Genomic DNA, 16,660 nt, shown 5'->3' on the forward strand with positions numbered 1-16,660 from the left:
ATTTGATAAAAAAGTCTTGAAAAAATTATCCGTGAGTGATAGTCTATAATACAATAAACTCGAGGAGGTATAAAATGTCCAATTGGGAAACAAAATTTACTAGAGAAGGTTATACATTTGATGATGTCTTATTAGTACCAGCAAAAAGCGAAGTATTACCAAATGATGTCGATTTAAAGGTGGAGCTAGCTCCTAATTTAAAGCTAAATATTCCGATTATTAGTGCAAGTATGGATACTGTGACCGACTCAAAAATGGCAATTGCGATGGCACGTCAGGGTGGTTTAGGTGTTATCCATAAAAACATGTCCATTAGCGATCAAGCACATGAAGTACGTAAAGTTAAACGTTCGGAAAATGGCGTTATTTTAGATCCATTTTACTTAACACCCAGTCATTCACTAGCGGAAGCAGAAAATTTAATGTCACAATATCGCATCAGTGGGGTTCCAATTGTCAAATCGATGGAAGATAAATTGTTAGTGGGTATTATTACCAATCGTGATATGAAGTTTATTGAAGATTATGATTTACCAATTGGAGATTATATGACGAAAGACAATTTAGTGACCGCACCAATTGGAACATCTTTAGAATCCGCAGAGAAAATATTATATGAACATCGTATTGAAAAACTACCATTAGTAGATGATCAAGGGAAATTATCTGGACTAATTACTATTAAAGATATTGAAAAAGTAATTGAATTTCCGAACGCTGCGAAAGATCAACATGGACGATTATTAGTAGCGGCTGCTGTAGGAATTACAAGTGATACCTTTGAAAGAGCAGAAGCCCTTATTAAACAACAAGTCGATGCATTAGTTATTGATACAGCTCATGGTCATAGTGCAGGGGTCATTCGTAAGATTAAAGAAATCCGTCAAGCATTTCCAGATGTTACGATTATTGCCGGCAATGTCGCAACCGCTGAAGCAACGAGAGAATTATTTGAAGTAGGCGTTGATATTGTTAAAGTAGGAATTGGACCAGGTTCAATTTGTACCACACGTGTCGTAGCAGGTGTTGGCGTTCCTCAATTAACTGCTATTTATGAATGTGCATCAGCAGCAAAAGAATATAATAAAGCGATAATTGCTGATGGTGGCATTAAATATTCTGGTGACATCGTAAAAGCAATTGCAGCGGGTGGTCATGCGGTCATGTTAGGTAGTATGTTAGCAGGTACTGATGAATCTCCAGGAGAATTTGAAATTTATCAAGGTCGTCGTTTTAAAACGTATCGTGGTATGGGTAGCTTAGCTGCGATGGAAAAAGGTTCAAGTGATCGTTATTTCCAATCGACAAACGAAGCAAACAAATTAGTTCCAGAAGGAATTGAAGGGCGAGTGGCTTATAAAGGTAGCGTAGCCGATATTGTCTTCCAAATGATAGGTGGTTTACGTTCCGGAATGGGTTATACTGGTTCGGCTAATTTACGTGAATTACGTGAAGAAGCTCAATTTATACGTATGAGTGGCGCTGGATTAATTGAATCTCATCCACATGATGTTAGCATCACAAAAGAAGCACCAAATTATTCAAGACAATAAAAGAGAAGATTAATAATATTTTATTAAGAGTGGAAAAGAGTAAAATTTGTTTTTTCTCCCAATCCACTCTTTTTTCTCTATGTTATCTTGAAAGAGCGTTTACAATTAAGTATACTTAATTCGTATATTATTTATAAAGAGATACATTCCCAAAAAGAAATGAATGGGATTAAAAAGATGATTAGGAGTGATGAAGCAATGGTCAAAGTGTTAACTCTGGGCGAATCTTTACTAAGACTTTCCACAACCCCCAATGAACGCCTGCGACACTTATCAGAATTACGAGTTGTTTTTGGTGGAGCAGAGGCGAATGTTGCTCACAATTTAGCAATGTAGGAAATAAGGTTCGATATGCTACTAAAGTACCCGCTAATGAATTAGCTCAAAATATTTATTATGAATTAAATGCGGTAGGTGTCGATACTCAATATATTATTTCCAAAGGTAGTGGTAGGTTAGGAAGTTATTATGTTGAGGTTGGTTCAGATTTAAGAGCTAGTACCGTTGTTTATGATTGAGCTTTTTCTGAAATTGCTAATATGAAGGAACGAGAATGGGATTTGGAGAGTCTATTTGATGGAATCAATATTTTTCATACGACAGGAATAACTCTGGGACTAAGTGAATTTTGGCATGAATATTTATTAGAATTAATAAAATTTGCTAAATCTAAAGGAATTAAAGTTGTATTTGATATGAATTATCGTAGTGGGTTATGGAGTCAAGAAGAAGCAAAACAGGCATTTGTAAAAGTGCTACTATATGTAGATGTTTTATCTGCGAATAAATTAGATGCGAAACATTTTATGGATATTGAAATAGAAGATGAGTCAAATTCAGAAAAGTTTTTGGATCAAATAGCTCAAAATATCCAAATGTAGAAGCTATTTTTGGGACAAATCGTATTTCAATGACACCTAATGCTTACCAGTTGACAGGCTTTTATTATGATTCTGAGACGAAAAGAGTTTTTCATTCAAAAAAACACCAGATTCAATACGTAGTAGACAGGGTAGGCGCTGGTGATGCTTACGCTGCCGGAATTATTGATGGAATAATAAAACATAGAGACCCCCAATCTTTGGTAGAATTTGCAATGGCTTCGTCTGTTCTAAAACATACTATTTTTGGAGATGCTAATTGGTTTACAACTGATCAAGTTGAACAATTTATGAAAACTAGTGGAGGCAATATTATTCGTTAAAATATATTAAAGCATCCTTACAATAACAGTTTCGATTTACTTTGTTTTCATGAACAGGCATGAATTATTTCCTAGTTTATTTTGTCTGGGAAACATCAAAGTAGAATCGAAACTTTTTTATATTAAAACTTTTTCTTTGGGTGTTTATCAATGATTTCAGGGTATTTAGTTAGTAATTTTTCTCCTTTATTAGTTAATTTATATTTTCTAATCGTAAATAATTCTCCTAATTCTTCTTCAGGAAAGTGTTCTTGTATTGCTTCAACTAATTGTGCCTTGGTCATCTTGCTAAGGCCATGTATACCTTTATTCTTTAAATAGTTTTTTAATTGACCAGCTGTTTGGAATTCGAGAGATTCCAGTGCACCTAATTCAATTACATAGCCATCTTGTATTAAAGTGTCCATTTCTTTCTTTGCATCTATACCATATTTATATTCAAAATATTTTGAGATAACCGTTTCATTGGTGTAGGTGCCAAATTGTACTCGCCAAAGAATAATGATATGGCCTGGTAAATACCCTCCATCTAGCCGAATCATATTGCGTTTGGGTACTAATTTATTACTGGATGTGTCGACTTCTTCAAGCCAAGCAGCTAAATTACGTTCTGGACTAATATAGGGCATTTCAGGATGTTGAGCATATTTTTCTTTAATTTTATCTAATAAGGTCATTTAAATGTCTCCTGTTTTTTGATTATATTATACTTTATCCCTTCCTAATTAACTAGAAATTAAACGGTTGTTTCGATATAATGAGAAGGTGTAATAATCAAAGAGGAGGAAAATAGATGAGTTATCAAGCCCTATATAGGGTATGGCGCCCACAATCATTTGATGAATTGGTAGGACAAAAGATGATAGCCGAAACACTGGCCAATGCAGTGAGTCATCAACAATTGAGTCATGCTTATCTGTTTACTGGACCAAGAGGAACCGGTAAGACGAGTGCGGCAAAAATATTATCAAAGGCCGTCAACTGTTTAAATCCTCAAAACGGGAATCCATGTAATGAATGTGAAGTGTGTCAAGCTATAACACGAGGTCAAGCAGCCGATGTGATTGAAATAGATGCGGCAAGTAATAATGGTGTAGAAGAAATCCGTGATATCCGCGATAAAGTTCGATATGCGCCGACGATTGCGAAGTATAAGGTCTATATTATCGATGAGGTGCACATGCTAACGACAGGAGCGTTTAATGCTTTATTAAAAACATTAGAAGAACCTCCGAGTCATGTTATTTTTATATTGGCTACGACGGAACCACATAAAATTCCAGCAACAATTATTTCAAGAACACAACGATTTGATTTTCAACGCATTCATAATCAAGATTTAATTGCGCGAATGGAGTATATATTAAATCATAATCAGGTTAACTATGAAATTGAAGCTTTAGAAATAATTGCTAGGACAGCGAATGGTGGGATGCGTGATAGTTTAAGTTTATTAGACCAAGCATTATCATACCGTGAAGATTTAACAATCGAGTCAGCCTTACAAGTATCTGGTAGCATCAGTCATCAAGAGTATGTCCGCTATATTGAAGATGTTTTTGCCGGTGAAGGGTATGATGCATTAAAAATAGTTCAAGATGCTAGTCAAAAGGGAAAGCAAGCAAGCCGTTTTATTGAAGAATTAATTTTATTTGCTCGAGATATTTTATTATCAGCTCATACCAAACAAAATTATACCTTACTGTCAAATGAAGAATTAACAGATTTGTTAGCAAAAGTAGAGGTTAATTTTTATTTCAAAATGATTGATCAGTTGAATCAAGCACAAAATCAAATGCGATTCAGCAACCAACCAGATTTATATTTAGAAGTAATTACAGTCCAATTAGCTCAAAATGCTGAAATAAAGAGTGATGAGGGCACCCATTCTGAAGCGGTTATAAAGTTAAACAATAAAATTATTGCTTTAGAAGAAAAAATAAATGCGTTAGAGCAACAATTAAAACAAACGGCACCAACGCCACCACAGTCAAATCGCTTTGAAGCACCAAGAGTACGACCGCAAACAGCACAACAAGAATATCAGCAAATGACAGAAAAAATTTATGATGTATTGGACCAAGCAACGCGTGCACATATTACTCGATTAAAACAGGAATGGTCGATGATTTTATCAATGATTGCTCCTCAAGAGAGAGTGAAGTTTAATGGTACCGTACCACTGGCGGCAGGTCCGGGTGTTGCCTTAATTAGTTTTTCGAATGCTGCTTTTTGTGGTTTAGTACAACATGATCAAGCTTTGGAACAACAGCTCATTAATGTGGCAGAGAAACGATTAGGCGAATCAATGGTTTTTGTCTATATTATTGAAAGTGAATGGCGAACCGTTCGCAATGATTATAAAATCTTAAGAGAAAAAAATGGTGGTAACCCCTTAAGAGAACATTCAATGCACCAAGAACCCACATCCAAAATAAAACCGGAGGGTGTGGATCATTTTCAAGCAGACTCTGACAATCAATCTGCACAAGAGAATGTTGGTCAAAAGAATGTCGGTCAAAATGCCCCTGCAACTATGTCGCGTTCTGAACAAGAGGGGCTGATGAGGGTTGATCATTACCTTGACCAAATGAATGAGGAATCAAAGCCATTAACCCCAGATGAATTAGCTCAAAGAGAAGCCGAACTAGGTGAACCAGCCGTTTCAATCCAAGAGGCGTTTAAACAAAAACGCTTATCAGAAGCAAAATCGAATGAAGATGATTTAGCAAAAGATGAAGCGGAATCAGAAATACCAGATTCAGTCACTCAGGCTATTCAAATTTTTGGTGAAGATAATATTAATATCTATTACGATAAATAAACTGCATAATATTAAAAGAGAGATTAGGAAAAGTCCCAAAATAACCGAGACATATTTCAAAATAATGAGATATTCTTGGTTATTTTTGCATATATACCTTTATTCAAATTTATTCCTTCATGGTTAGATGTGTGAGTCATTTGTGGTTACTCTATTTAAGTATGAGGTGTAATGTTTAGGATCTCACTCAAGTAGTTTTTTCTTCAAATTAAATAACTTAATATTTATTCGATAACTTGTGGGTCAGAGTTAATCATGGAATTTAAGGAATATAATGTGCTAAAATTAGTTTATAAGTAATATTGAGTAATGCTATTTGTAGTGAAGGTTAAGTAGATAATGAATGAATCAAAAACAAAACCTCAATTTTAAATCAAAAACTTATTGAACTAGTTATATTTAGATGACATATCAAGGCTAAAATTAGTTGAGATTAAGAGTTGAGTATTATTTACTTAGCTCTTTTTTTATATATAGAGAAAGAAAGGGGGAATCAGTTTGGCAAAAATACTTTTTGTCAGTATTCCATTAGCAGGTCACTTAAATCCACAAATTGGATTGGCGCAAATGCTACAAAGGAATGGTTATGAAGTAGTAATGGTCACAACGAAAGAAAAGCAAAAGTTGATCGAATCTCTTGGGCTTAGATGTGTTACGATATTAGACGATTTTCAGGATGAGTTCCAAACTCTTATCAAAATTGCCCAAGATAAGCGAATCAAACATTCACTATCAAGAATGTTTAATACTTTAAGTGCTATGGATACTTTCTTGATTGAAGCCTATATTGAATTTTTAACGATATTAAAAAAAGAACAACCGGCATTGTGTATTCATGATTTTTCGACCTTATTTGCTAGTTATGCATGTGAAACATTAAAGATTCCTTTTATAACAGATTTACCATCACATCAAATTATCGAATCGAATAATCCTTGGCAAGATGTTCCCTATTTTTTGGGAGGGCTTTATCCACAAAAAGGCTTGTTGGGAGCGTTACGCAATCGAATGGGCTGGATAATATTAAAAAACATTAAACGTTGGTACGGTAGAAGGCGAATTTTTAAAGAGCATGGTTGGCGTGTCTATCGACCAGATGGCAGTGAAAATTATTATTCAAATCAGATGGTGCTAGGTTTAGGGATGAAAGAAATTGAATTTAATACTCATTTACCAGCGTATCTTCATCATATTGGACCCAGTATTCCTTCAGTGAGTGTGAAAAATGGCGAGCGTAAATTACCTAGTGGGTTTAAAAAATACATCTTTTTTACATTTGGCACGATATTGGAAGGGATGAACGATCAGTTAAAGGAACAATATGCTACCCTCATTAAACAGTTTCCTGAATACTTATTTGTACTTTCAGATGGTAATTTAGATTTATCAGAAAATGAACCCGTTTGGATGGGAGATAATTTAATTAGATTTGGTTATTTATCCTATTCTGAAAATATTAGTCAATTTGATTTGGTGATTCATCATGGTGGTATTGGGATTGCTTATGACTGTATTAAATGGGGGGTTCCTAGTATTGTTTTTCCGCAAGTGTGGGATCAGTTTGACTTTGCTGCTAGATTAGATTATTTTGGTGCCAGTATCCGTATAAAAGATGCTGAAGAGATGACGCAAGCGATACGACAAGCAAATGTTTACGATTGGACAAGGCTTTATCAACTTCAAAATAAATTAATGGAGTATGACACAGAACAGAATTTATTAAACATAGTGGAAGGTATTCTAAGAGGAGCGAAATGATGATATTAATAACAGGCGTTTCAGGGTTTTTAGGGGGAGAGCTAGCCAAAACATTAGTAAAAAATGGAGCAAACATCCTCGGTATCTCAAGAACGCAACCTAAATACGATATGATACCGTATCAAGCAATCGATTTAAGTGATAAACAACAGGTAGCGTCTCTATTTAATCAAAATGAAATCAAATATGTTATTCATTGTGCTGCTAAAAGTTCAGCGTGGGGCACGTATCAATCATTTTATGATTCAAATGTTTTAGCAACTGAAAATTTAATGATAGAAAGTCAAAAGCATCAAGTGAAGCGCTTTGTACATATTTCTTCGCCTAGTGTTTATGCCCAGTTAAAAGATCAAACCTTTGTAGAAGAAACCACCAACATCACCTCAATCAGACCCTTAAATTATTATATTGAAACGAAAAAACAAGCTGAAATGATTGTGCAAAAATCAAATTTATCATTCAACATCATTCGACCACGAGCATTGATTGGAGTGGGAGATACGAGTGTTGTACCGAGATTAATTAAAGTTGAGAAAAAACTAGGCATTCCGTTGTTTAATAGTGGTCAAAATTTAATGGATGTGAGTTGTATTGAAAATGTGGTTCATGCATGTATTTTAGCTCTTGAATCAAAAGTGGATAACGGAATTTATAATATTACGGATGGCAATCCGATAACCTTTCAAAGCCTTATTGAGATGCTCTACCAACAATTTAATTTAACGCCTAAATTTCGTAAAATTCCTTATCAATTTTTATCGATATTAGCGCGGTTGTTAGAAACGTTATATCCCGAATCAAAAGAACCGCCATTAACATTATATACATTATCAACCATTGCTTTTTCACAAACATTATCAATTGAAAAAGCTAAAAAGGAATTGGGGTATCAACCCATTGTGAGATTAGAAGAGAAAATAGGTGAGTATAGTGAGTGGTATCGACGCTATTTATAGAGTGCATATAGGTGGTTGTTATGTCAAAGAAAATCTTATTCGCAACAAAGCAACTCCCACCCCCATATTTTTTCCAGCCAGTTGTTTTTTAATTAAAACGCAAAATCAATGGTCGATGGTGGATTGTGGTTATAGTGAGGGGATTTTAAAACGGCACTGGGCTTTGGCGATTTATCGCAAAATTATGACGATTGAACCTTATCAGTTAGATCTTATCAGTGCTTTCGATAAATTGGGCATAACACCTGCGGATATCAAGACGGTTTATTTAACTCATGTGCATCCAGATCATATTGGTCATCTTTATCGTTTTCACCATGCTCATTGGATCATGACGGAAGTAGCCTATCGTCAATTATTAAGATGGCAACGGATTAAACCAATGAAGGAAGCGATGATCGGAGCACTATCACCCAACATCACCACCCTAAATTATTCAAAGCGATTAGAGATAGAAGGGATATCTTTTAATGCTTGTCCTTTAAATAATGAGATGATTGCATTAGATTTGAGTGGTCATAGTTGCCAAATGATGGGAATATTTTTTCCGCAAAAAAAAATAATTTTAGCGATTGATGCTAATTGGCGTAAAGATTGGATGTCATCAGAAGAATTGAAAAGATATACATTCACAGCACGAATGATACAGAATAATTGGCAACAATATCAAGAAACGAATCAAAAATTATCCCTGCTGTCAGAAAAGGGGTATCGAATTGAGCTGACCCATGATCATCAGTCAGAATCACGCTTGTTTTAGGAGAAGAATATGTTATTGAAATTTATTAAAGAATTTATTTTTACTAGGTACCAGTTGTCACATTTAAAACGTGAGCAATTAGAACAATTACAGCAAACTAAATTAGAGCGACAACTCGAGCAAGTGACGCAACAATCTCCTTATTACCAACCCTATAAAGGGAGAGTTTTGCTTGATTTTCCAGTTATGAAAAAACAACAATGGATGGAACATTTTGATCAAATAAATACCAGGGGTCTAAAAAAGGACCTAGCCATGAAGTTGGCTTTACAGGGGGAAAAGACCCGTGAATTTGAATCGCGTTATCAAGGAATCTCAGTTGGACTGTCATCTGGAACGAGTGGCCATCGTGGGCTATATACCTTATCTAAAGGGGAAGAGGCTTTGTGGGCGGCTAATGCACTAGCAAAATTACTACCTAAAAAGAAATGGTTAGGCAATAATATTGCCCTCTTTATGAGAGCCAATAATAATTTATATTCTTCTTTAAATAAACCGGGTCTGAGATTAGATTACTATGATTTAGAAAAAGATTTTAAACTGTTAATGAAACATTTGCAAAAGCAAGACCCTAATATTATTATTGCACCACCATCTGTTTTATATGATATCCGTCATTATTTTGAAAAATCTCCTTTTAAAAAACTAGATCTTGTAATCAGCGTAGCCGAAGTATTAGAAGAACAACAAAAAGCATTGTTAGCACAATTTTTTAAAGTGCCTTTTATTAGTCAAGTTTATCAATGTACAGAAGGTTTTTTAGCCTATACTTGTCCACACGGTAGTTTTCATTTATGTGAAGACATCGTCTATTTTGAGAAAGAGTGGCTAGATAAACAGCGCTTTATCCCAATCATTACCGATTTACATCGAACAGTTCAACCAGTGATTCGGTATCGATTAAATGACATCCTCCATATAGGAGAACCTTGTTCATGTGGCTCGCCGTTGACGGTGATTGAAAAAATAGAAGGACGTGAAGATGATGCGTTTTGGCTATTTAACTCACAAGGAGACAAAGTTAAAATATACGCTGATTTTATTCGTAGGTTAATGTTGTTTGTTAAGGGGATAAGTCGTTATCGTGTCACTCAATATCAAAATGTAATTATTTGTGAAGTTGAATATGAACAACCTAATGAATGTAAGGTCATCGATCAATCGATTCAAGAAGAATTTAATAATTTGTTTGAAAAGTTTAATGTTCAACCCTTACAAGTTTTGATTTATCCTTTTGAAAGAGGGATGAGATCACAAAAATTAGCTCAAGTCCAATATAGAGGGGAGATTACTTATGAGAAGAATGAAGATTAGAAGTTATGCTTACACCAAAGGACCTGATGAAATTAAATTCAAGGATGGTTCAAGATGGTGGCATCCTTATCGTGCCAAGAATTCGTATCAATTAGATATGTATGAAAAAGTCAGTCGGGAAGCGGTTGAAAAGGCTGGAATCGAGATGAGTGATATTGATTTGATTATCGTTGCCAGTGCGGGCATGGTGCAAATGATTCCATGCACAGCAGCCTTATTACAAGAGAGAATTGCTCCTCATTCTGGTATTCCTTGTATGGATGTGAACACGACTTGTACCTCTTTTATCACCGCTCTAGACGTAGCGAGTTCTTTTTTGGTAACGGAGTTATACCAAAGAATATTAATCGTATCGGGGGATTTAGTATCCCATTTTATTAATCCCAATCAAGAAGAGAGTTATCGCCTGTTTAGTGACAGTGGAGTAGCCTTTATTGTCGAATCTACTAAAGAAAATAAAGGCATCTTATATTCTAAACAAGAGACTTGGTCTGAAGGTGCTCATACTACTGAAATTAGAGGAGGGCTCACGGCCTATGGTCCTTCACTCTATTCCGAAGACACAAAAGAAGATTTCTTATTTGATATGGATGGAAAAACTGTCCTAATGCTGACTTTAAATAAGCTACCTAAGATGTTAAAGGAAACGTTGCAACATAATAATATTCAGTTGGCAGATATCTCAAAAATTGTTCCTCACCAAGCTTCTCGTGCTCTGTTCATCGTTGAGAAAAAATTAAAATTAAAAAAAGGACAACTTATCAATTATTTTGAGGAGCTAGGCAATATGGTTTCAGGCTCAGTTCCTTATACATTAGGTTTAGCGATGGATCAAGAAGAAATTAAAGAAGGAGATTTAATCTTACTTATCGGCACGGCTGCAGGTTTAACGATGAATTGCATGCTGATTCAATTATAAAATCGTTCTCTTTGTAAATTAGGTAAGTAGGTAATTTTATTAAGTCATAGACTATGATATAATTTTTAAGAAGACTAATATTATCATTATTTGATTAAAATAAGTGTTTTAAAGCAATATATAATCAATAATTTGATATAATATTAATAAGTAAAGGAGGCCAAATAATGGCAAGAGGAATGGGCAATATGGGAAATATGCAAGGAATGATGCAGAAAATCCAAAAAATGCAAAAAGAGATGACTAAAGAACAAAAAAACATTGAAGAAACTATTTTTGAAAAAAGTGATGCCAATAGTTTATTAACTATTAAAATGAATGGCAAAAAAGAAGTAACGGATTTAGCAATTTCATCCGACTTAATCGATCCAGACGATCCAGAAATGTTACAAGATTTATTGATTGTGACATTGAACGACTTAATGAATGAAATTGACGAAACGACAGAAGCGCGTTTAGGTAAATATACTAAAGGAATGAACTTACCGTTCTAGAGAGGATGTCATTGATGCAATACCCAGCACCTATTGCTAAATTAATTAATAGTTTTACTAAATTACCAGGAATTGGTGCGAAGACAGCAGCACGGTTAGCATTCTATGTAATTGAAATGGATGAGCGAGAAGTAACGGAGTTTGCCCAAAATTTAATCAGTGTTAAACGTGATTTAATGTATTGTAGTGTTTGTGGCAATATTACAGATTCAGATCCATGTCCGATTTGTCAGGATGAAACAAGGGATCGTTCGGTGATTTTGGTAGTTGAAGATACAAGAGCGATTATGTCATTAGAAAGAATGCAAGAATATCGAGGGGTTTATCATGTCTTACATGGCGTCTTGTCACCGATGGATGGGATTGGGCCCGATGATTTAAATATCACTCAGTTGATTCAAAGATTACAAGATGATACAGTTCAAGAAGTGATTGTGGCAACCAATGCTACAGCAGAAGGTGAAGCAACGGCTATGTATTTATCACGACTATTAAAACCAGCAGGAATTAAAGTGACACGATTAGCTCATGGGTTATCAGTTGGTAGTGACATTGAATATGCTGATGAAATGACTTTGTTTAGGGCTATTGAGGGTCGTCGAGAGTTATAAGGAGAGTATCATTGAGAAAAGGATATTTTATTACATTAGAAGGACCTGAAGGTGCGGGAAAAACGACAGTTATTCAACATTTGGTTCGCGAACTAGAAGCAAAAGGTCATCAGGATATTGTGGTGACACGAGAACCAGGTGGCAGTAATATAGCTGAACAAATTCGGAATGTCATTCTTGATGTTAACAATATAGAGATGGATAAACGTACGGAAGCATTATTATTTGCTGCTGCAAGAAGACAACATTTAGTAGAAATTGTGTTACCGGCACTTGAAGCGGATAAAATTGTCATTTGCGATCGTTTCATTGATAGCTCCTTAGCCTACCAAGGTTTAGCCCGAGATATTGCAATGGCCTCTATCTGGGAAATTAATCAATTTGCTATCGAAGGCCATTTACCAGATTTAACTTTAATAATTGATGTTCCAGCAGAAGTTGGATTAGAGCGGATACACCAAGGTCGTAAAGACGAGAAATTTGATCGTTTAGACCGAGAAGCCATCGATTTTCATCATAAAGTTCGTGATGCTTTTCTCACACTAGCAAAAGAACACCAACGAATTCAAGTAATTGATGGAACTCAAACAATAGATGCGGTTGTCCAAGATAGTTTAGGAAAAATTGAAAAGTTATTAGTCGAAAAACAATAAGGGGGAAGTTAACATGATGAAATTAGTGATTGCGGTCGTTCAAGATCAAGATAAAAATATTTTAAGTGATGCTTTTTATGAAGCAGATATTCGGGCAACTAAATTAAGTTCAACCGGTGGATTTCTACGTTCAGGAAACACTACTTTTATGGTAGGGATTGAAGAGGATCGTGTGGATGAAGTATTGGACATTATAAAAAATAGTTGTCAATCGCGCGAGCAATTTATTTCTTCACCAGTCAACTTGGACGTAAGTTTAGATGTGACAGCATCTTATCCAGTAAAAGTGAAAGTAGGAGGCGCAACAGTATTTGTATTACCGATTGATGCGTTCCATCGTTTCTAATGAAGGTGGAGGAACAACTTAGCCACTATTTCTACCGTCAAATATCGTCGCAGCATTTGTGCCATGCCTATATTTTCTCGGGAGATAATTTACAGGCAAAAAATACAGTAATAGAATCTTTGATTCAAGCTATGGTTTGCCCTAACTTCTCAGAAGTGGGGCAACCTTGTTGTCAGTGTAATGAATGTCAAAGAGTAATAGATAACCAGATATCGGATGTTTTATATTTAGAACCAGATGGTAGAAATATTAAAGTTGATCAAATCCGAGAGTTGCGTAATTGGCTTAATCGCAGTCCGGTTGAATTTGATTTTAAAATGGCGATTATACATCAAGCTGACTTAATGAATCCTTCTGCCTCAAATGCACTGTTAACGATATTGGAAGAACCAAATAGTGAAATTTACATTATTTTAGATGTGATTGAAGTGGATTCGTTATTGCCGACCATTCGCTCACGAGCACAAAATATTATTTTTACGAATGACTTTCAAGATGATTTTTCAGATGTACAAATAGCCAAAAATTATCAAAAAGTTTTGTCTTTATTACCAGGGACCACGAGTCAGGTGTTAAGAGAGTTTGATCCAGTAGAATTAGAAGAATGGTTTAAGGGGCTCAATGAGTTTTATCAGTTACTGCTAACGAAATCACCTTTAGCCTTTGCGCTAATTCCTATACGCATGAAGTCCATTTTAACCACTCAAAAAATTGATTTAGGTTTAGACTATTTAACTTTATTAAATCATCAAACTTTATTACATACTTTCTCTAATTCAACTGAAAAAAGTGTTTCACTGAATTGGTTACAATCAATTATTGAAAAACATGCGATTTCAACACTAGACTTGTTAGCCATTAATCAACAGTTAATTGAAGCCAAAGAATATCTTAATGCGAATGTTTCATCTCAATTAGTATTAGAACGGATTGTTTTAAATCTGATTAAATAGAGAGGGGGAGAATGATGATACATCAAGATATACAAGAATTAATTAATAATATTCAAAACCAACAGCAACAATATCAAAATAATATTCTTCAATTGACACAAGTTGTATTAGAGTTGAAAGAAGAGAATAATCGATTGCGGATGTTGAATCATAATCTTGAAGATCAGTTACAAAAGCTTGTAAATGAATCAACGACTCAAGAGGAAGATACCCCAATCGAGGAACAGCATATTAGTGGTAAAGATCGTCTACAAGGTTTTTATGATGATGGTATTCATGTATGTCATGAATTATTTGGGAAACGTCGTCAGTCTTCGGAAGATTGTTTATTTTGTCAAGATGTATTAATGCGATTAACAAAAGGGTGACATGATTGGTTGAATTAAAAGAATTTGAACGAATAGATTTTTTATTTAGAGAAAATAGAAAAATCATTCAAAGCAAAAAGTTTTTTTCCTTTTCTTTAGATGCGGTTCTTTTAGCGGATTTTGTTAATCTGCCGCAAAAGCGACAATTTAAATATCTTGATTTTTGTTCAGGCAATGGTATTATCCCGATTATTTTAAGTGCTAAAACGACTAATCCACTAGAGGGCATTGAACTGCAATCAGAATTAGTCGAAATGGCTCGTAGAAGTATTGAACTCAATCAACTTGAAAATCAGATTACGATACACGAAGGCGATTTAAATGAATTTCCACATGGGAATGCGGATTATGATTTTATTACCTGCAATCCTCCCTATTTCTTATTAGAAAATTCCAAAGAAATCCATCGTTTAACCAGTCACCATCTAGCAAGACATGAAGTGTCGCTCACAATGGAGCAATGGTTATTTAAGGCGAGCAAACTATTAAAAGACAAAGGGCGTTTATATATTGTCCATCGTCCCGAACGTTTGGATGATTTAATGGAGGGCTTGTTACAACATGGTTTTTCAGTAAAAAGGATTAAGTTTGCGTATCCCAAAGTCGGAGCGTTAGCGAATATCGTGTTGATTGAAGCAATTTATCGAGGCGGACGACGGGGCATTCGGATTGAGCCACCCCTCATAGTTCATCAAGAAAACGGAGAATATACTCCAGAAATGAAGGCTATTTATTTTGGAGAATGACACACATTTTTTCTATGTTTTATATTGTCAGGATAATACGCTATATGGTGGCTATACAAATGATTTGTCCAAGAGACTTTTAGCACATCAAACGGGTAAGGGCGCAAAATATACACGCGTTAAAAAAAGGCAACCTGTAAAACTAATTTATGCAGAACGATGGTCAACGAAACAGAAAGCAATGTCGCAAGAATATCATTTTAAAAAACAAACGCGTATGCAAAAAGAGCAGTATTTAAAAGCAGCAGGTGTTCAAGATTATAGCAATGGCACCTTTGTTTTAGTCAACGGTCAGGAGGAAGCAGAAGATGAATCAACAAAAGAGTTATCTTGATGGTAACGGCAAACTATATTTAGTTCCGACTCCTATTGGCAATCTTGAAGATATGACGTTTCGAGCCATTCATACCTTAATGCAGGTTGACTTAATTTTAGCTGAAGATACTCGTCGTACGATTAAATTGTTAAATCATTTTGAAATTAAACAACCAATGATGAGTTTTCATGAGCATAGTAGTCAAAATCAAGTGATACAATTGATTGAGCGATTAGTTCAAGGCGAAAACTTAGCACTGGTTTCGGATGCAGGGATGCCGTTAATAAATGATCCTGGTCATCCGCTCGTACAAGCAGCTATTCAACATAATATTTCGGTCATAGCGTTACCAGGTGCGAATGCTGCGATTACCGCTCTTGTTGCTTCAGGACTTAATGCGGAAAGATTTACATATTATGGTTTTTTTCCACGCGAAACGAAGGAACAAAAGGATTTAGTAATTCTTATTGGCCAAAGAAACGAAACAGCCATTTTTTATGAGTCACCCTTTCGTTTAAAAAAAACCGTCAAAAGAATAGCTGAATATTTATCAGCAGACACTCAAATTGTGTTAGCGCGTGAAATATCAAAGCAATATGAAGAATATTTACGAGGAAAGCTGTCTGAGATACTGGAATTTTTAGAACATAATGAAATAAAAGGAGAATTTGTTTTATTAGTTGAAGGTGGACGAGGTGTTACAGCGGTCAATTCTGTTGTCATTGATCTTGAATTGCCATTAAAGGAACAAGTGGACCAATGGATAGCAGAATATGGGGTTTCATCAATGGAAGCTATTAAAGAGGTTGCGAAATTAAATGGGTTAAGAAAACAATTGGTCTACCAAGCGTATCATAATCCTACAGATGTCAATCATTAGAGGGG

20 protein-coding genes are annotated in these 16,660 nt (G+C 35.1%); 19 read left to right on the forward strand and 1 reads right to left on the reverse strand.

Annotated features, from left to right (window positions below):
• The first annotated feature begins 74 nt into the window (after positions 1-74).
• The 4 genes from guaB (at position 75) to CYJ72_RS06900 (ending at position 2,757) form a co-directional block, all read left to right on the forward strand.
• Positions 75-1,553, forward strand: a complete 1,479-nt coding sequence (guaB, locus tag CYJ72_RS06885) for an IMP dehydrogenase (RefSeq protein ID WP_066126169.1) — start codon at positions 75-77, stop codon at positions 1,551-1,553.
• Between the two features lie 177 nt (positions 1,554-1,730).
• On the forward strand, positions 1,731-1,889 hold the full coding sequence (locus CYJ72_RS06890) for a hypothetical protein (protein ID WP_157064794.1): 159 nt from the start codon (positions 1,731-1,733) through the stop codon (positions 1,887-1,889).
• Positions 1,890-2,092: 203 nt separating this feature from the next.
• Positions 2,093-2,434 (forward strand): PfkB family carbohydrate kinase, encoded by a 342-nt coding sequence (locus CYJ72_RS06895; RefSeq protein ID WP_066126171.1) that lies wholly within the window; start codon positions 2,093-2,095, stop codon positions 2,432-2,434.
• A gap of 29 nt (positions 2,435-2,463) precedes the next feature.
• Positions 2,464-2,757 (forward strand): PfkB family carbohydrate kinase, encoded by a 294-nt coding sequence (locus CYJ72_RS06900; protein ID WP_066126173.1) that lies wholly within the window; start codon positions 2,464-2,466, stop codon positions 2,755-2,757.
• 122 nt (positions 2,758-2,879) lie between these two features.
• Here CYJ72_RS06900 and CYJ72_RS06905 read toward each other — a convergent pair whose 3' ends face one another.
• Positions 2,880-3,434: a hypothetical protein gene (locus CYJ72_RS06905; protein WP_066127088.1), complete on the reverse strand. Its 555-nt coding sequence runs from the start codon at positions 3,432-3,434 to the stop codon at positions 2,880-2,882.
• Between the two features lie 116 nt (positions 3,435-3,550).
• Here CYJ72_RS06905 and dnaX point away from each other — a divergent pair, with 116 nt between their 5' ends.
• The 15 genes from dnaX (at position 3,551) to rsmI (ending at position 16,655) form a co-directional block, all read left to right on the forward strand.
• Positions 3,551-5,581: a DNA polymerase III subunit gamma/tau gene (dnaX, locus tag CYJ72_RS06910; protein WP_284628841.1), complete on the forward strand. Its 2,031-nt coding sequence runs from the start codon at positions 3,551-3,553 to the stop codon at positions 5,579-5,581.
• Between the two features lie 498 nt (positions 5,582-6,079).
• Complete coding sequence (locus CYJ72_RS06915; protein ID WP_066125476.1) at positions 6,080-7,339, forward strand: glycosyltransferase; 1,260 nt, start codon at positions 6,080-6,082, stop codon at positions 7,337-7,339.
• A complete protein-coding gene (locus CYJ72_RS06920; RefSeq protein ID WP_066125474.1) occupies positions 7,336-8,295 on the forward strand; it encodes an NAD-dependent epimerase/dehydratase family protein in 960 nt (319 codons plus the stop codon). Before CYJ72_RS06915 ends, CYJ72_RS06920 begins: the two co-directional genes overlap by 4 nt.
• Positions 8,261-9,055: an MBL fold metallo-hydrolase gene (locus tag CYJ72_RS06925; RefSeq protein WP_284628848.1), complete on the forward strand. Its 795-nt coding sequence runs from the start codon at positions 8,261-8,263 to the stop codon at positions 9,053-9,055. Before CYJ72_RS06920 ends, CYJ72_RS06925 begins: the two co-directional genes overlap by 35 nt.
• Before the next feature lie 9 nt (positions 9,056-9,064).
• On the forward strand, positions 9,065-10,369 hold the full coding sequence (locus CYJ72_RS06930) for a F390 synthetase-related protein (protein ID WP_284628850.1): 1,305 nt from the start codon (positions 9,065-9,067) through the stop codon (positions 10,367-10,369).
• Complete coding sequence (locus CYJ72_RS06935; RefSeq protein ID WP_284628852.1) at positions 10,350-11,288, forward strand: 3-oxoacyl-[acyl-carrier-protein] synthase III C-terminal domain-containing protein; 939 nt, start codon at positions 10,350-10,352, stop codon at positions 11,286-11,288. Before CYJ72_RS06930 ends, CYJ72_RS06935 begins: the two co-directional genes overlap by 20 nt.
• 179 nt (positions 11,289-11,467) lie before the next feature.
• Positions 11,468-11,782, forward strand: coding sequence for a YbaB/EbfC family nucleoid-associated protein (locus tag CYJ72_RS06940; RefSeq protein ID WP_373276902.1), 315 nt, complete (start codon positions 11,468-11,470; stop codon positions 11,780-11,782).
• Between the two features lie 14 nt (positions 11,783-11,796).
• Positions 11,797-12,393: a recombination mediator RecR gene (gene recR, locus CYJ72_RS06945; RefSeq protein ID WP_066125465.1), complete on the forward strand. Its 597-nt coding sequence runs from the start codon at positions 11,797-11,799 to the stop codon at positions 12,391-12,393.
• A gap of 11 nt (positions 12,394-12,404) precedes the next feature.
• Entirely contained in the window at positions 12,405-13,046 is a 642-nt protein-coding gene (gene tmk / locus CYJ72_RS06950; protein WP_284628857.1) for a dTMP kinase, read from the forward strand.
• Between the two features lie 16 nt (positions 13,047-13,062).
• Positions 13,063-13,392: a cyclic di-AMP receptor DarA gene (locus tag CYJ72_RS06955; protein WP_066125477.1), complete on the forward strand. Its 330-nt coding sequence runs from the start codon at positions 13,063-13,065 to the stop codon at positions 13,390-13,392.
• A complete protein-coding gene (locus tag CYJ72_RS06960; protein WP_284628859.1) occupies positions 13,392-14,345 on the forward strand; it encodes a hypothetical protein in 954 nt (317 codons plus the stop codon). The genes CYJ72_RS06955 and CYJ72_RS06960 overlap by 1 nt, the downstream gene beginning before the upstream one ends.
• 14 nt (positions 14,346-14,359) lie before the next feature.
• Entirely contained in the window at positions 14,360-14,713 is a 354-nt protein-coding gene (locus CYJ72_RS06965; protein WP_066125458.1) for an initiation control protein YabA, read from the forward strand.
• Positions 14,714-14,718: 5 nt separating this feature from the next.
• Positions 14,719-15,459, forward strand: coding sequence for a tRNA1(Val) (adenine(37)-N6)-methyltransferase (locus tag CYJ72_RS06970; RefSeq protein ID WP_101812879.1), 741 nt, complete (start codon positions 14,719-14,721; stop codon positions 15,457-15,459).
• Entirely contained in the window at positions 15,449-15,793 is a 345-nt protein-coding gene (locus CYJ72_RS06975; RefSeq protein WP_066125454.1) for a GIY-YIG nuclease family protein, read from the forward strand. The genes CYJ72_RS06970 and CYJ72_RS06975 overlap by 11 nt, the downstream gene beginning before the upstream one ends.
• The gene (gene rsmI, locus CYJ72_RS06980) at positions 15,768-16,655 is read left to right on the forward strand and encodes a 16S rRNA (cytidine(1402)-2'-O)-methyltransferase (RefSeq protein ID WP_284628865.1); all 888 of its coding nucleotides are present in this window, start codon (positions 15,768-15,770) and stop codon (positions 16,653-16,655) included. The genes CYJ72_RS06975 and rsmI overlap by 26 nt, the downstream gene beginning before the upstream one ends.
• Positions 16,656-16,660: the final 5 nt, after the last annotated feature.

The sequence above is a fragment of the Globicatella sanguinis genome, from assembly GCF_002847845.2.
In the GTDB taxonomy this organism is placed as follows: domain Bacteria; phylum Bacillota; class Bacilli; order Lactobacillales; family Aerococcaceae; genus Globicatella; species Globicatella sanguinis.

Excerpts from the sequence above, each read along its gene's own strand:
- CYJ72_RS06900 (WP_066126173.1), top strand. The coding sequence starts at position 2,464 with ATGACACCTAATGCTTACCAGTTGACAGGCTTTTATTATGATTCTGAG.
- CYJ72_RS06935 (WP_284628852.1), top strand. The coding sequence starts at position 10,350 with ATGAGAAGAATGAAGATTAGAAGTTATGCTTACACCAAAGGACCTGAT.
- CYJ72_RS06930 (WP_284628850.1), top strand. The coding sequence starts at position 9,065 with ATGTTATTGAAATTTATTAAAGAATTTATTTTTACTAGGTACCAGTTG.
- recR (WP_066125465.1), top strand. The coding sequence starts at position 11,797 with ATGCAATACCCAGCACCTATTGCTAAATTAATTAATAGTTTTACTAAA.
- CYJ72_RS06940 (WP_373276902.1), top strand. The coding sequence starts at position 11,468 with ATGGGCAATATGGGAAATATGCAAGGAATGATGCAGAAAATCCAAAAA.
- CYJ72_RS06960 (WP_284628859.1), top strand. The coding sequence starts at position 13,392 with ATGAAGGTGGAGGAACAACTTAGCCACTATTTCTACCGTCAAATATCG.
- CYJ72_RS06965 (WP_066125458.1), top strand. The coding sequence starts at position 14,360 with ATGATACATCAAGATATACAAGAATTAATTAATAATATTCAAAACCAA.
- CYJ72_RS06905 (WP_066127088.1), bottom strand. The coding sequence starts at position 3,434 with ATGACCTTATTAGATAAAATTAAAGAAAAATATGCTCAACATCCTGAA.
- dnaX (WP_284628841.1), top strand. The coding sequence starts at position 3,551 with ATGAGTTATCAAGCCCTATATAGGGTATGGCGCCCACAATCATTTGAT.
- CYJ72_RS06890 (WP_157064794.1), top strand. The coding sequence starts at position 1,731 with ATGATTAGGAGTGATGAAGCAATGGTCAAAGTGTTAACTCTGGGCGAA.
- CYJ72_RS06955 (WP_066125477.1), top strand. The coding sequence starts at position 13,063 with ATGAAATTAGTGATTGCGGTCGTTCAAGATCAAGATAAAAATATTTTA.
- CYJ72_RS06920 (WP_066125474.1), top strand. The coding sequence starts at position 7,336 with ATGATGATATTAATAACAGGCGTTTCAGGGTTTTTAGGGGGAGAGCTA.
- rsmI (WP_284628865.1), top strand. The coding sequence starts at position 15,768 with ATGAATCAACAAAAGAGTTATCTTGATGGTAACGGCAAACTATATTTA.
- guaB (WP_066126169.1), top strand. The coding sequence starts at position 75 with ATGTCCAATTGGGAAACAAAATTTACTAGAGAAGGTTATACATTTGAT.
- CYJ72_RS06895 (WP_066126171.1), top strand. The coding sequence starts at position 2,093 with ATGAAGGAACGAGAATGGGATTTGGAGAGTCTATTTGATGGAATCAAT.